Here is a 14,126-nt window from a genome sequence, read left to right as displayed (position 1 = left end):
CGCACTTTAATCTCCAATATTAGATAGAAAAAACATCTGTATTAATCTTTCTCAAATTATGACTTAATTTAAAGAGCCGATGCAGCGTTGTGATTGGTATAGTCTGAACTATATTCAGACTTCACCTGTTTGAAATAGAGGAAAGTCAAATTGTTGAGGTTAAAATACCATCTGAATTCAGATGGCATTTATTTGCTTTAAAGGTGATTTACCTTAGACTTTATGACTATTCCAGAGTTGTCGTAGCTTAGGGATGCTGTCTAAATCAAAGGCATTTCGTAGAGATAAATGCCCGTGGGTCATTATTATCGTCAAACTTGCGGAAAATAAGCGACATATTCCACGATAAAAATATGCTTTCTTCGCCATTATCGTCTTGTTTATAAGTGCTAAAGCCAAAGATCAGTAAAACTTCATTTTCGCTAAGTGGTCGTGCGATTTCATTATGGTATTCTTGACGGGTAATACCCGTTGTTTTATCTCTGTTGATATTATTAAAATGCTCGTGAAAGGCTTCAAGCCCAATAAAAGGCTAGTGGAGCAATGTTTCAGCCAATTAGTCTATATAAGCAGTTGGGGTGATACCGCTCCATTGCCATTGTATTTGCTATTCAAAGTCTATAAGTCTCTGAATTTCTTGAGAGTTCATAAGTATCTTACTTCTTTTTTAGATATAAAAATAATCAATGCACTTATAAAAAAGTGATTTTGGATCTTCAAAGCAAAATTTGTTTTTAACACTTAGTACAGTAGATAAAATAACCTCTATCATTTCAACAAAATCTCACTTTACCCGTTTGATCATCTTCCTCAACTAAACTGATAATCATCTTGGTCAATTTAGATAGGGAAAAGACGATAAAAATTGATCTGAGCACACTTTTTTATCTTTTTAGGCTGTTCTTAAAGACTACATCTAGGCTCTGACGGCTGAACGTAGTAAAACAAAAAGGACTATGTGAAACATAGTCCTGTAATTGAAAGTGAGTTTACATTATCTACTATTTTTTCTTCGCGTATTTTAGAGAGTCAATCGCGACAGCCAAGATGATAATACTTCCCTTGATAATATATTGCCAATAAGGATTGACACCGATATAGGTTAATCCGTAATTGATAACAGTGAAAATTATCACACCCGTCACCACTCCAAGTACAGTGCCTACACCGCCAGCGAATGATACGCCACCTACTACACAGGCAGCAATTGCATCCAATTCATACATAAAGCCTAGATTATTCGTTGCAGAACCGATACGGCCAGCTTCTAACATCCCACCGAAGGCGTAGAACATACCTGCAATGATATAGATAACGACAAGGTTACGAGCAACGTTTACTCCGGAGACTCTTGCGGCTTCAGGGTTACCACCGATTGCAAAGATATTTTTACCGAAGCGGGTTTTATTCCACATCACCCATACTAAAAATGAAGCAATCGCTGCATAAATAGTGATATACGATAACTTGAAGCTTCCTAATCGGAAAAAACCTTGGGCAAAGGCGGAGAAATTTTCATTAAAACCAGCAATCGGTGAACCACCTACCGCATCATAATAAAGAGAATTGAAACCATACACGATGATCATTGTCCCCATTGTTGCAATAAATGGTGTAACATTTAAGTAAGCAATAACTAAACCATTGACTAAGCCAATTACAGCGCCTACAGCACAAACGGTAAGGATCACTACGGGAATCGGTATTTCGCCTAAATCAGGAAAAACCCGATTCATATTTTCCATAGATTGTAGTAGGGTTGCAGAAATAACGGCGGCTAAACCAACCTGACGACCAGCAGATAAGTCTGTACCTTGAGTAACTAATAAGCCTGCTACACCCAGTGCGATGATGAGACGAACAGAGGATTGGGTCAGAATATTACTGAAATTCATTAAATTTAAGAATGTTGGATCTTGTGCAATGATAATACCGAGTAAAATCAACAGCACAAAATAGATCGCATTTTGTTTTAAGAAATCAAAGGATTTATTTTTTTCTAAGGCACTCATAATTCGTTCCTTTTGTCGTTATAAATATTTTGCTGCCAATTGCAAAATTTCTTCTTGAGATGTTTTTGCGGTTTCCACAATACCTGCAACTTTACCATTGCTCATAACGAGAATACGATCGGTTGCGCCGAGTAATTCTGGCATTTCAGAAGATATCATTATGATACCTTTGTCCTTTTTGGCAAGTTCTTGAATCAGTTGATAAATTTCAAATTTAGCACCGATATCAATACCACGAGTTGGTTCATCAAGCATCAAAATTTCCGGTTGAGTCAGTAGCCAACGTCCAATAATAACTTTTTGCTGGTTACCCCCGGAAAGTGAACCTATAGTTGTTTTATGTGAAGGCGTTTTCACATTCATTGAATCAATAACCCATTGAGTATCACTACTCATTTTTTTATTACTCAGTAACTTCCAAGGGGTAAGGTAAGATTTCATATTTGAAATCAAAGAATTAAATTCAATACTTAAATTAGAATAGATACCGGTTGAGCGACGCTCTTCGGTGACAAGTGCGAAACCGTTATTAATTGCTTCAAGTGCGGTTCGATTTTTCACAATTTTATCGTGAAGTTTAATGGTTCCGCTTCTGAGTTCACGCACCCCAAAAATTGCCTCTACAATATCTGTACGTTTTGCACCAACTAAGCCCGCAATACCTAAAATTTCACCTTTACGTAGTTCAAAAGAAATATCTTGAATGGAGGGTTGATTTAATGCAGTTAAATTTTCAACTTTTAGTACGACCTCTTTTGGCACATTTGTCCTTTCTGGAAAACGCTGTGTGAGCTCACGTCCTACCATCATAGAAACAATTTGTTCCATAGTTGAATTTTTTACAGAGACAGTGTTAATCCATTTCCCATCACGTAAAATAGTAATTTCATCACAAATTTTGAAAATTTCATCCATTTTGTGAGAAATGTAAATGATTCCACACCCGCGATCTTTTAGTTTTTGAATAATTCTAAATAGATGTTCCACCTCTTTTTCAGAAAGGGAAGACGTTGGTTCATCCATAATTACGATTTTGGCATCGTAAGAAAAGGCTTTTGCGATTTCAATCATCTGCATTTGGGAGACAGAAAGTTTGGCAACTTTTTCTCTAGGATCAACATCAATGTCTAATTCATCAAAGATCGCTTTGGTGTCATTGTACATTTTCGTGTGATCTACGAATGGGCCTTTTAGTGGATAACGTCCAAGCCATAAATTGTCCATTACACTGGTTTGGCGGACAAGATTAAGCTCTTGATGCACCATTGAAATGCCATTTTCGAGAGCCTCTTTTGAGGTTTTGAAATTAACGGGTTTCCCTAGGAAAAGAATTTCCCCCTCATCTTTGGCATAAATACCAAATAAGCATTTTAATAATGTGGACTTTCCTGCACCATTTTCCCCCATTAACGCATGAACAGAATGTGAACGCACGGTTAGATTTGCATTGTCTAAGGCTTTTACACCTGGAAAGGACTTGCAGACATTCGTCATAGTGAGCAGAACTTGATTGTCTTGACTTAAATTTTGAGTCGTCATATCAACCTCATTTAAAAACGGGGAAGACAGCACACTTCCCCTAAGGTTATATCATTAGTAATTATTTCAAGAATTCATCTAGATTATCTTTATCTATTCCCACATAAGGAATACGTACAACATGATCTTTTAATTCCCACTTGGTACCTTCAGTTGCCGGTTTACCTTGTGCAAGATTGTTTGTTAACTGGACAATTGCTTTTCCTTGGTTTACACCATCATTTAATACAGTGCCGGCAAGTTCTCCTTTTTTAATCAGTTGTAGGGCTTCAGGCAGAGCATCTACACCAAAAATTGGTAATTTTTTACCATGTGCTTTTGTCGCCTCCAATGCGCCTAATGCCATACCATCATTATTAGAAATAATCACCTCAATGCTATTGGCTTTTGGACCGGATAACCAAGCATCAACTTTATCTTTTGCCATTGCGGCATCCCACATACCCGTATCAATGAATAGCTGCTCGGTTTGGATTCCAACTTTATTCAGTTGCTCAACAACATATTTTGTCCGGGCTTCTGCATCAGGGTGACCAGGCTCACCTTTTAACAATACAAATTGAATTTTTCCATCCTTATTTAGATCAAGTTCAGGCATCGCCTTCCATTGTTTTGCGATTAAGTCTCCTTGGATAATGCCTGATTCTTTTGGATCAGTTCCTACATAGTATGCTTGTTCATAGCTACCGATTGCCTTCGCACCGGGATCCTTATTAAAGAATACGACTGGAACATTTTCTGGTTTCGCTTTACCTATAATTGTAGGTGCAGCGGCTGGGTCAACTAAGTTAATTGCAAGCGCTTTCACACCTTTAGAAAGTAATACATCAACTTGATCATTTTGGATGGATTGGGCATTTTGTGAGTCATTCATTAATAGTTCAATGCCCTTTAGTGTTTGTGCTTCTTTGCTAATTTCTTTACGCATTAATGACATAAAGTTGTCATCATATTTATAAATCGTGACACCAATACGGTTATCTGCGGAATAGCCAATTGTTGCGGCACTTAAACCGATTGCTAAAGTGATTGCACTTAATACTGCTGTTTTTTTCATAAAACACTCCTAATTTGGAAGGTTGATGTGAACAAAATATAGGTTGTTTACTTCTACAACTCGTAAAAATCATACTTAACAAATTATCCTTAGTCTGTGATCAAACTCACATAAATGAAAACGATTACAAAATAATATTGAAATTTGTGATGCTCATCACATTTTAACTTATTGTTTCCACAGAAAAGCGGCGTACTAATGTCGGATTAAATTGAATTGCCGGGGGAGGATCGATTTTTTGATCAACTAAACTCAGAGCAAGATTTGCGGCATAGGTTGCCATTAAATCAATAGGATAGCGAATGGTTGTAAGTTTGGGAATTAAATAACGAGCAATCGGCATATCATCAAATCCAATAATAGAAAATTGATTTGGTACCTTGATATTATTTTCATTTAGTACTGAAATTGCCCCGGCAGCCATGGAGTCATTGTAGGCAATAACGGCGGTTAAGTCCTTGTTATAACTGAGTAAATCAATCATTGCTTGCTCTCCACCCTCAAAATCAGGTGAATTATGTGTGATGGCATGTTCGACAATAGGATAATGATGTGTTTTTAATGCTTCAAGATAGCCATTTCGACGTTCAACTTCATCAAAAATGGCGTGATTTGAGCCAATATAAGCAATTTTTTTATGGCCATGGCGAATCAACATTTCTGTTGCAAGATAAGTGCCTTTTTGATTATCTAAACTGATACAACGATTCTCATATCCCTTAATAACACGGTTAATAATGACCATACCTTTCACATTATTGAGATAGTCGGTAAGCTCTTCATCGGAAAGTGCTTTTGAGTGAACGACCAAACAACTACAGCGTTTTCTTAACAGAGTATTAATAGCTTCACGTTCTTTTTCTGCGTGATGGTAACCGATACCAATTAAAATTGTTTTGTGGTGTTTTTCGGCAACTTTATCGACGGCTTTCACTAAGATAGCAAAAAAAGCGTCTGTAACATCTGTGACGACGACACCGATGGTGTCGGTATTTTGTACGGCAAGAGCTTGTGCATTAGCATTCGGTTGGTAGTTTAATTGAGAGATCGCATCCTGTACGGCAAGGCGTGCTTTTTGGCTGACTGAAGGGTGATGATTTAACACTCGGGATACTGTCGCGACAGACACCTTTGCCAGTTCTGCAACATCATGAATAGTACTCATAATCAACCCTCTCGATGATTTATCTTACGATAAAAGTATCATAATAATTTCTTGTAAATTTGAAAACGGTTACTTTTTGATTTTGCAATGGAGATCACAAAATGCCGTACTTGAATTTTGATTTTGTGACATAGATCACGGTTTGTTTTAAATAATTTAGGTATCTTAGAAAAGTAATAAATGTAATCGCTTACAAATATAAATGATAAAGGAGTCAAAGTATGAGTGAGGCTTTGTTTGAACCGACGGATCATCCGCATCGTCGTTATAATCCTCTTATTGATCAATGGATTTTGATTTCGCCACATCGGGCAAAACGACCGTGGCAAGGCCAGCAAGAAAAGGTTAATGAAGAGCAGAAACCTCGTTATGATTCAAGCTGTTATCTTTGTCCACGTAATAAACGGATCTCAGGCGAATTTAATCCGGATTACCATCAACCCTATGTGTTCAAAAATGATTTTTCAGCTCTCCTAGAGGATACGCCGGCACCGGAAAAATTTCACGATCCCCTTTTTCAGAGTTCTCAAGCCCGTGGCGAAAGCCGAGTTATTTGTTTTTCACCGGATCACAGTAAAACTTTACCATTATTGACCGCACTTGAAATTGAAGAAGTCATTAAAGTGTGGCAAGCACAGCTTCAAGAGCTAGGGAAAAAATATCAATGGGTTCAGATTTTTGAAAATAAAGGTGAAACAATGGGCTGTTCTAACCCACACCCCCACGGACAAATCTGGGCAAACAGTTTTTTACCCAATGAAGTGACCCGTGAAGATCGTACTCAGCGTGATTATTGGCAAAAACACGGCACTGTGATGTTAGTGGACTATGTGAAGCGTGAGTTAGCATTAAGAGAACGCATTGTTATAGAGACTGAATATTGGGTAGCACTTGTGCCTTATTGGGCAGCTTGGCCTTTTGAGACGTTGTTACTTCCTAAAACTCATGTGAAACGCTTAACTGAATTAAATGAGGAGCAATCGAAAGATTTAGCAATCATCTTGAAAAAATTGACAACGAAGTACGATAATTTATTTGAAACATCCTTCCCTTATTCAATGGGATTTCACGCCGCCCCGTTTAATGGCGAAGAAAATGAACATTGGCAGCTTCATGCACATTTTTATCCGCCATTGCTACGATCTGCCACAGTGCGTAAATTTATGGTGGGGTATGAAATGCTTGCTGAAAGTCAGCGAGATTTTACAGCAGAGCAGGCTGCAGAGCGATTACGGGTGTTAAGTGAGATTCATTATAAAGAACGTTAGACAGCAAATAGATAAAGATGAAAGGATATAAAACATGACTGATCCAATCCAACAATCACAGCATATTTTTACTCAAAAATTCCATACTCAACCTTCACTCACGGTTTATGCACCGGGACGAGTGAATATCATCGGTGAGCATACCGATTATAATGACGGTTTTGTGATGCCCTGTGCAATTAATTTCGGTACCGCCATTAGCGGAACAACAAGGGATGACCACATTTGGCTGGTTTATGCGTCAGATTTAAACGAAAGCGATGAATTTTCTCTTAATGAAGTGATTGAAAAAAGTGGGCATAAGTGGGCAAATTACGTGCGTGGTGTCGTGAAATTTATTCAAGAACATTGCCCGGATTTCAGACAAGGTGCAAATTTGGTGATTTCAGGCAATGTGCCACTTTCATCAGGTTTAAGCTCATCGGCTGCACTGGAAGTGGCAGTCGGGAAATTTTGCCAACAACTTGCGGATTTACCTCTCTCAAACACAGAGATTGCATTGATTGGGCAAAAGGCGGAAAACCAATTTGTTGGCGCGAATTGTGGCAATATGGATCAGCTTATCTCCGCATTAGGGCAGCAAGATCATCTATTAATGATTGATTGTCGCAGTCTTGAAACGAAGCCCACTCCGATGCCACAAGATATTGCGGTGATTATTGTTAACTCTAATGTACCGCATGATTTGGTGACGGGGGAATATAACACTCGCCGTCAACAATGTGAACGTGCGGCTGAATTTTTCGGTGTAAAAGCCTTACGTGATGTGTCTGTGGAAACGTTCAAAGAAAGAGAAGTAGAATTGACCGCACTTGATCCTCTTGTAGCCAAGCGAGCACGTCATGTTGTAACGGAAAACCAACGTGTGTTGGATGCGGTGGCTGCCTTAGCGCATAATGATTTAATCCGATTAGGTGAATTAATGGGGCAATCTCATGATTCAATGCGTGATGATTTTGAAATTACCGTGCCACAAATTGATTATTTAGTTGAATTAGCTCAGCTTGTGATTGGTAAAAATGGCGGGGCAAGGATGACGGGAGGTGGTTTTGGTGGCTGTATTGTTGCTCTTGCACCACAAGATAAAGTAGATGCGGTACGCCAAATAATTGCCGATAATTATGAAAAAACCACTGGATTAAAAGAAACATTTTATGTGTGCACGGCATCTCAAGGTGTACATGTGATTTAAGAGGAAACCATGTTAGAAAATACAACATTCACTGCACCCGATGGAAAGCCATATCAGCTCATTTCTTTACAAAATGAAAACGGAATGTGTATTAAATTGATTGACTGGGGGGCGACTTGGCTTTCTTGCCAAGTCCCTGTGAAAGGGGGATTGCGGGAAGTCTTATTGGGTTGCAAGATTGAAGATTACCCGATTCAACAAGCCTATTTGGGGGCAAGCGTGGGACGCTATGCGAATCGTATTGCAAATGCTCAATTTGAATTAAATGGAGAAATAGTCCGACTTGCTGAAAATCAGGGCAAACATCAACTTCATGGGGGGGGGGAAGGCTTTGATAAACGCCGTTGGGAAATTCAAAAGTGCGGTGAAAATTCAGTTTGTTTTTCACTTCATTCACCAGATAGAGATCAAGGCTTCCCCGGGAATGTTGCGGTTACGGTGACCTATACGTTGACAGCAGATAATATTGTGAAAATTGAATATGAAGGTATCAGCGACAAAGATACGGCATTGAATCTCACGAATCATGCCTATTTTAATTTAGAAAATGCAGAACAAGGCTCGGACGTTCGTGAACACACTTTACGGCTGAATGCGGATTTTTATTTACCGGTAGATAGAGAAGGGATTCCAAATTCTCCCCTTAAACACGTGGTAGGAACAAGCTTTGATTTTCGTACGATAAAATTGATCAAGCAAGACTTCTTACAAGGCGATCAACAGGTGACTAAAGGTTATGATCATTCCTTTATTGTGAATAAAGCATGGCAGAAACCTTGCGTTTTGCTGACTTCCCCAAATGGCGATTTAACTCTTGAAGTGCGAACTTCTCAGGCAGCATTGCAAGTTTATACCGGAAATTATCTTGCCGGTACGCCAACTCGAGGTCACGGAAAATACGCTGATTTTTCAGGTATCGCATTAGAGACCCAGTGTTTACCGGATACCCCGAATCACCCCGAGTGGCAAAATTATGGGGGCATTCAGCAAGCCAATGAGCGATATTATCAATGGACGGAGTTTAAGTTTTTGTAAAATAAAGTGCGGTAAAAATAGCGAATTTTTTCGGTATTATGTAGCAGTTGCACAAAGTCCGAAAATTGACTAATTTACCGCATAAATTTAAATGCCTTTCCGAATGAAAATCGTGAAAGGCATTTCTTTCACCTCAAATTCTAACTTCAATCTAGCAATTTTCACATCAATTTTCCATTTTTTCAAACTCAAGGCGGAGATATTCCGCTCAACCTTCATTCGGGCAAGCTATTTCCTTCTATATAATTCTATCTAAGTCTATTAGCGTATGCTGCCATCAGAATTTCATCGTATGTAGTTTGTTCTTCAAGTCGCTTAAAGTAGTGTGATGAAATTTCGTTAGGTGCAAAGGCTTTCATACCGAGAAGCTCACCTTCACGATGATTTCCTTGCCAGTAACCGCTCCACTCTTTGAGCGGCAACACCCATAAGCAAAGTTTGAGGACATCTTCAAAGAGTTCTCCATTTGATTTACGGCGGTTATCTGAAAAGAATGCAGCTTGATTAGCATAATGTAAGGCATATTTATTATCGGTTTTATGGTGTGTACCACGCATTAAGTCGCGCATTCTGGCATTAAAAGATTCTGCTAGATTGTTGTTTACACCTTTCGCACTATAAGCCTCTTGATGATTCACCGACCAACGGATGTAGTGAAAATCAAGACTTTTATAAGCAGGGTTTTCATCACACATAATATCACTGCCTGCTTTCACAAAGCGTTGATTCAATGCAAAAACAGTATCAGCATTTTCGGTGTAATCCATTGCGACAATGGTACGATTTGCTCCAGATATATTACTATCATTTGCAGCACGTTGTGTAATAGCGAATAGACAACGTTTAGTCGTTCTAAATTTAGGATATTTGCGACCTTTCTCATCGGCTTTTTGACGTTGTTTATGATTGTTTTTACGAAAATTAGTTGGACGCAAGGTAAAGTTGATCCACATTCCATCTTCGTGAATTTCGCCTGATAATGGACTTAAATCGCGCGTTTTAAATAAAGCTTCGCGAACTTTCCCACAAAGTACAAATGCCGTTTGAGCTATTTACCATCATTAAGATGACAGCAAGAATATCGACTAAATCAACTTTATGAAAGGCAAAGGCTGTATTTGTTGTAATATAAAAATGGCGTTTGCAATGTTTACAACACCAACGTTTACGAGAAGGAAGGAAATAGGCTTCGTGGCGAATACCACAATGCGGACAGCATACATCACGAACATTATCAGGGTTTCCCCAGCGATGAGTTTTTAAAAGGTGAAAAGCATCTTCCTCTGTAAGGCGTAAAATATCTTTTAAATTGATGTTTTTTGATTTGCTTGAAAGTAAATAATGTTGAGCCACTGCGAATTTCCTTGTGTAGTACAAGGCATTCGAGATTTGCTAAACGCCAGACACAAAAAAACGCCCACCTGAAGAAATCAGATCGGCTCAAAGCGTTTATGCCTCGAATACCGTACCGCCACAAGGAACTTGTGGACTTAACGCATAGATAAACACACAGCGACATTCACCCCATAATGTGGCAAAATGCACCTTTTTAGCGGTTTACCTATCTTTCCAATCTAAGGAAAAGCAAAGGGAAAATTTTGATTCGTTTGCTTTATTTATTCTTGTTTACTTGGGAATCCCCTATGTAAATATTACAGCTATTACTTTATTAATAATAGAAATTAGCGTACTCAATGAGTTTATTTTGTTTATACTAACTTAAGCGACTTTTTCCCATTGATTTATTCTAACCTAATGGCGTTTTTAGTCCTTATCTAGTAAAATCTTATTTGATTGCTAATTTAGTTAATAATCACTAAATTATTTTATATTCGATAACTTAGGTAAATTATACCATAGCCGTCCAGACACTTCTAGAATTATAACTGACAATGTAATATTTAATTTATTAGAAATATCTCTTATTTTTTCAAATAATTCCCTTCTATTCTCATTTGATGAGATATATTGCATCGTCTCTGGCAATTTATATTTTTCCGTTCCAATTGCAGATTCAAAATAATCAACTGTACCAATTTCTCTATTAAGGTAAGCTTTTAATGAATTAAGCTCATTAGATATAGGTAGCTGGTATATAATTATATAGTTATTCATTCAAATTAACTCCTACCATATTATATAAAGATTCTTTGATGTCACCCCTTATATAGCATTTTTTAGATAAAAAAAGTTTTAACTCTTGATCATTTATATGGCAAAATGCAAATTCTTTTAATTTATCTTTTATACAATAAAATAAGAAATCTTTTCCAGATATGAACCTTAGTCTGCTGTTAGAATGATCAATTATACTTTGAAATTCATATCTATATCTAATATATTCGCTTTCACAGTATTTTTCAGATTTTTTTATACTCTCCTTAATATTACTAATTTCTGCGTCAATCTTTTCTTTAGATAACAAACTCTCACTGCTTTTATCCATTAAATGATTTACCGTCTTACTTACAGTTTTTATTCCCGTTTCTAGGTGAAAAGAAATTGCATATTCTAGGAACAATGGTAATAGTAAGCTCTCTAAAATTGACATATATTCATTAATATTTAAACTATTTGATAATTCATCAAATGCTAAAGATGATTTTTGATCAATAAACTCTATATAATTTTCATTGCTAGTATCTAAAAGCATATTTTCTATACAATAATATGGTAAGATAAATAAATTTTTTGCCTCTGGAATATTGTCTTTTTCTTTAAATTGATAAAAATCGCCATCTATAACATAGAGTTTCATTCTAGTATTTATATTTCTTTTACATTCTTTTATTACTTCATCTCTGCCCCCTTGTTTTTGATCAGATGTATTTTCTAGTTGATGTATTTTTATCTTAAAGCCAACTTCAGTAAAATTAAAAATCCGAGAAAAGATATTTGTATAAATTTTACCATATACAACTCCATGATCTTCTACATAAATATTTAAGACATTTGGTATATTATCAAATAACACAGTTCCAATACTTCGTTTAGCCTTCGGACTTCTAATTAATTCACACATAGTTGTTTAGGTTTATACACTTTTCATCTAAATCAATAATAAGCTCTGGAGAATGTGTTGCTAAGATTAGCTGCAATTTTGAATTCTCAATATTATTAATAATAAATTCCCTTAACATATCTTGCCAATGTATATGTAAGGATAATTCAGGTTCATCTATAATTAATAGCTTATTAGTGTTATTATTAAAAATTAAGTTTCCTATAATTATAAAAATTTGAATTTCCCCTGATGAAAGATTATTTATATCTACTTCTTCATTTTCCTTATTTCTTATTACAATTAGACCATTTTCTATATCTGCTTTTTTTCTAGTGGAACTTATAAATACATTTAAACTACTAAGAAAAAAATTTAGGGGAGAATATAAATTATCTTTTTGTCTTTTTGTTTCATCTATTGTTTCTATAATTTTCTTTACTTTTAAAAATTGTTTGTAGTTATAAGATATTGTTAATTTTTTAGTTTTATCTTCATTAGGTAGATTTATCACCTTTTCATAATTCTGAAAAAAATTGATTATTGATTTTTTTATATTTCCATTCAAGTCATTAATTTCATTTATTAAATAATCTTTCTTTTCAATTATATCTTTAACTATATCTTCTTCATTTCTTATATCTTCAATGTTAATAAAGTCAAATGTGGATTTAATAATTTTACCTTGAAGTTTTTGCTCCATCCTCCTCTGTCTTTTTATTATATTTATATATTTATCTTTTACTATGTTTTTTATCTTTTCTACTTCGCTATTTTTATTTGTTTCAGCAATAACATTATCAAAAAATCTTGATGCTGAAGAAAATAAAGGACGGTAATAATCTATCTCAAATCTATCCTTAACCTTTCCCTCAATGCTTCTTTGTAAATCTAAATATACAATATCCTCTTTCTCCCATAAGCTATTTTTAGCGAATTCGTTCTTGATTTGTTTAATTACATCATGATTCTTAGTTCTATTAGAAAAATCAGGAAATGATACTAATACGGCAGGATCATTTTCTACATCTTCTAAATCACCATCATTAATCGTTTTGATTCCAAATCTTTTAATTCCATTCTCATTTAAGCAAAAATATTCATATTTTTTATTATCGTTAAATAAATAAATAAATAAATAAATAAATAAATAAATAAATATGGAGTTTTTTGAATGCAATCGAAGATAGAAAATCAAAGTCTGGTACTTTAGATAGCATTGAAACAATAATTTTTAAAATTGTCGTCTTTCCAGAACCATTAATTCCTGTGAATATATTAATATTTTTATCAAATTCTTTTTCTATGTTTAGATAGTTATTAACACTATCAAATCTAATTTTTTCTATATTCATTATGATACCCTTAAACTATATGGATGCACTCTTGGCAATTTCTTCAAATAAAGAACTAAAGTTGTTTTTTAAATTAATTGACATCATATTATAATTTTCTAATAATTTTTTCTCTCTATAAGAGAATTCTGTATTATCCTCATGAAATGTATTACCGCTACCTGTTAATAACCAAGTAATGCTAACAGCCAGCCCTTTATGTATTCTGATTAAAGCATCTACATTAGGATCACGCCCTTCATTTAAATAATTCATCGCTGAACGATACGAAATCCCAGTTACTTTGGAAAACTCCGTTACGGTCATATTTTTAGCATCCAAGACCAGCTTTAAACGTTCTGATATGCACATTATTTCACACACCTATTGAAAAAGTGAATGATTGTGATATTTTATACACAATCAATATGAATGATATTTCATATTTTAGTCCAATCAAGGTGTAATCTCAATACTATGGCCCAACATTTTCTTCTTTCTAGAAAAGCTCGCACGCTTTCTT

Annotated in this window: 12 protein-coding genes and 1 pseudogene; 3 read left to right on the top strand and 10 right to left on the bottom strand. The window is 35.6% G+C overall.

Annotation, left to right across the window (positions count from 1 at the left end):
• Positions 1 to 1,001: 1,001 nt before the first annotated feature.
• From mglC to BKK54_RS08790, 4 genes are all read right to left on the bottom strand, one after another.
• Complete coding sequence (gene mglC / locus BKK54_RS08805) at positions 1,002 to 2,012, bottom strand: galactose/methyl galactoside ABC transporter permease MglC (protein WP_077542713.1); 1,011 nt, start codon at positions 2,010 to 2,012, stop codon at positions 1,002 to 1,004.
• An 18-nt stretch (positions 2,013 to 2,030) separates the two neighbouring features.
• Positions 2,031 to 3,551, bottom strand: coding sequence for a galactose/methyl galactoside ABC transporter ATP-binding protein MglA (gene mglA, locus BKK54_RS08800; RefSeq protein WP_077542712.1), 1,521 nt, complete (start codon positions 3,549 to 3,551; stop codon positions 2,031 to 2,033).
• 61 nt (positions 3,552 to 3,612) lie between these two features.
• The gene (gene mglB, locus BKK54_RS08795) at positions 3,613 to 4,608 is read right to left on the bottom strand and encodes a galactose/glucose ABC transporter substrate-binding protein MglB (RefSeq protein ID WP_077542711.1); all 996 of its coding nucleotides are present in this window, start codon (positions 4,606 to 4,608) and stop codon (positions 3,613 to 3,615) included.
• A 163-nt stretch (positions 4,609 to 4,771) separates the two neighbouring features.
• The gene (locus tag BKK54_RS08790) at positions 4,772 to 5,773 is read right to left on the bottom strand and encodes a substrate-binding domain-containing protein (RefSeq protein WP_077542710.1); all 1,002 of its coding nucleotides are present in this window, start codon (positions 5,771 to 5,773) and stop codon (positions 4,772 to 4,774) included.
• A 221-nt stretch (positions 5,774 to 5,994) separates the two neighbouring features.
• Between BKK54_RS08790 and galT the strand changes: the two genes are divergently transcribed.
• From galT to galM, 3 genes are read left to right on the top strand one after another with little or no spacing between them, the layout of a single operon-like run.
• Complete coding sequence (gene galT, locus BKK54_RS08785) at positions 5,995 to 7,041, top strand: galactose-1-phosphate uridylyltransferase (RefSeq protein ID WP_077542709.1); 1,047 nt, start codon at positions 5,995 to 5,997, stop codon at positions 7,039 to 7,041.
• Positions 7,042 to 7,075: 34 nt separating this feature from the next.
• Positions 7,076 to 8,233 carry a galactokinase gene (galK, locus tag BKK54_RS08780; protein WP_077542708.1) on the top strand — a complete coding sequence of 386 codons (1,158 nt, stop codon included), beginning with the start codon at positions 7,076 to 7,078 and terminating at the stop codon, positions 8,231 to 8,233.
• Positions 8,234 to 8,242: 9 nt separating this feature from the next.
• Positions 8,243 to 9,268: a galactose-1-epimerase gene (galM, locus tag BKK54_RS08775; RefSeq protein ID WP_077542707.1), complete on the top strand. Its 1,026-nt coding sequence runs from the start codon at positions 8,243 to 8,245 to the stop codon at positions 9,266 to 9,268.
• A gap of 248 nt (positions 9,269 to 9,516) precedes the next feature.
• On the opposite strand, the pseudogene BKK54_RS08770 reads toward galM, so the two are convergent.
• From BKK54_RS08770 to BKK54_RS08745, 6 genes and pseudogenes are all read right to left on the bottom strand, one after another.
• A pseudogene (locus BKK54_RS08770) lies at positions 9,517 to 10,621 on the bottom strand (IS1595 family transposase).
• Positions 10,622 to 11,089: 468 nt separating this feature from the next.
• Positions 11,090 to 11,383 (bottom strand): hypothetical protein, encoded by a 294-nt coding sequence (locus BKK54_RS08765; protein ID WP_077542706.1) that lies wholly within the window; start codon positions 11,381 to 11,383, stop codon positions 11,090 to 11,092.
• Positions 11,376 to 12,290, bottom strand: a complete 915-nt coding sequence (locus BKK54_RS08760; RefSeq protein ID WP_077542705.1) for a DUF4435 domain-containing protein — start codon at positions 12,288 to 12,290, stop codon at positions 11,376 to 11,378. Before BKK54_RS08760 ends, BKK54_RS08765 begins: the two co-directional genes overlap by 8 nt.
• Complete coding sequence (locus BKK54_RS08755; protein WP_158074626.1) at positions 12,283 to 13,449, bottom strand: AAA family ATPase; 1,167 nt, start codon at positions 13,447 to 13,449, stop codon at positions 12,283 to 12,285. Before BKK54_RS08755 ends, BKK54_RS08760 begins: the two co-directional genes overlap by 8 nt.
• Positions 13,388 to 13,624, bottom strand: coding sequence for an AAA family ATPase (locus tag BKK54_RS08750; RefSeq protein ID WP_077542703.1), 237 nt, complete (start codon positions 13,622 to 13,624; stop codon positions 13,388 to 13,390). Before BKK54_RS08750 ends, BKK54_RS08755 begins: the two co-directional genes overlap by 62 nt.
• A 15-nt stretch (positions 13,625 to 13,639) precedes the next feature.
• The gene (locus BKK54_RS08745; RefSeq protein ID WP_077542702.1) at positions 13,640 to 13,975 is read right to left on the bottom strand and encodes a helix-turn-helix domain-containing protein; all 336 of its coding nucleotides are present in this window, start codon (positions 13,973 to 13,975) and stop codon (positions 13,640 to 13,642) included.
• Positions 13,976 to 14,126 lie beyond the last annotated feature (151 nt).

The sequence above is a fragment of the Rodentibacter genomosp. 1 genome, from assembly GCF_001999285.1.
GTDB lineage: Bacteria > Pseudomonadota > Gammaproteobacteria > Enterobacterales > Pasteurellaceae > Rodentibacter.
This window is presented reverse-complemented; position numbering and strand designations above follow the sequence as displayed.

Coding starts and splice junctions, on each gene's coding strand:
- mglC (WP_077542713.1), bottom strand. CDS start 2,012: ATGAGTGCCTTAGAAAAAAATAAATCCTTTGATTTCTTAAAACAAAAT.
- mglA (WP_077542712.1), bottom strand. CDS start 3,551: ATGACGACTCAAAATTTAAGTCAAGACAATCAAGTTCTGCTCACTATG.
- mglB (WP_077542711.1), bottom strand. CDS start 4,608: ATGAAAAAAACAGCAGTATTAAGTGCAATCACTTTAGCAATCGGTTTA.
- BKK54_RS08790 (WP_077542710.1), bottom strand. CDS start 5,773: ATGAGTACTATTCATGATGTTGCAGAACTGGCAAAGGTGTCTGTCGCG.
- galT (WP_077542709.1), top strand. CDS start 5,995: ATGAGTGAGGCTTTGTTTGAACCGACGGATCATCCGCATCGTCGTTAT.
- galK (WP_077542708.1), top strand. CDS start 7,076: ATGACTGATCCAATCCAACAATCACAGCATATTTTTACTCAAAAATTC.
- galM (WP_077542707.1), top strand. CDS start 8,243: ATGTTAGAAAATACAACATTCACTGCACCCGATGGAAAGCCATATCAG.
- BKK54_RS08765 (WP_077542706.1), bottom strand. CDS start 11,383: ATGAATAACTATATAATTATATACCAGCTACCTATATCTAATGAGCTT.
- BKK54_RS08760 (WP_077542705.1), bottom strand. CDS start 12,290: ATGTGTGAATTAATTAGAAGTCCGAAGGCTAAACGAAGTATTGGAACT.
- BKK54_RS08750 (WP_077542703.1), bottom strand. CDS start 13,624: ATGAATATAGAAAAAATTAGATTTGATAGTGTTAATAACTATCTAAAC.
- BKK54_RS08745 (WP_077542702.1), bottom strand. CDS start 13,975: ATGTGCATATCAGAACGTTTAAAGCTGGTCTTGGATGCTAAAAATATG.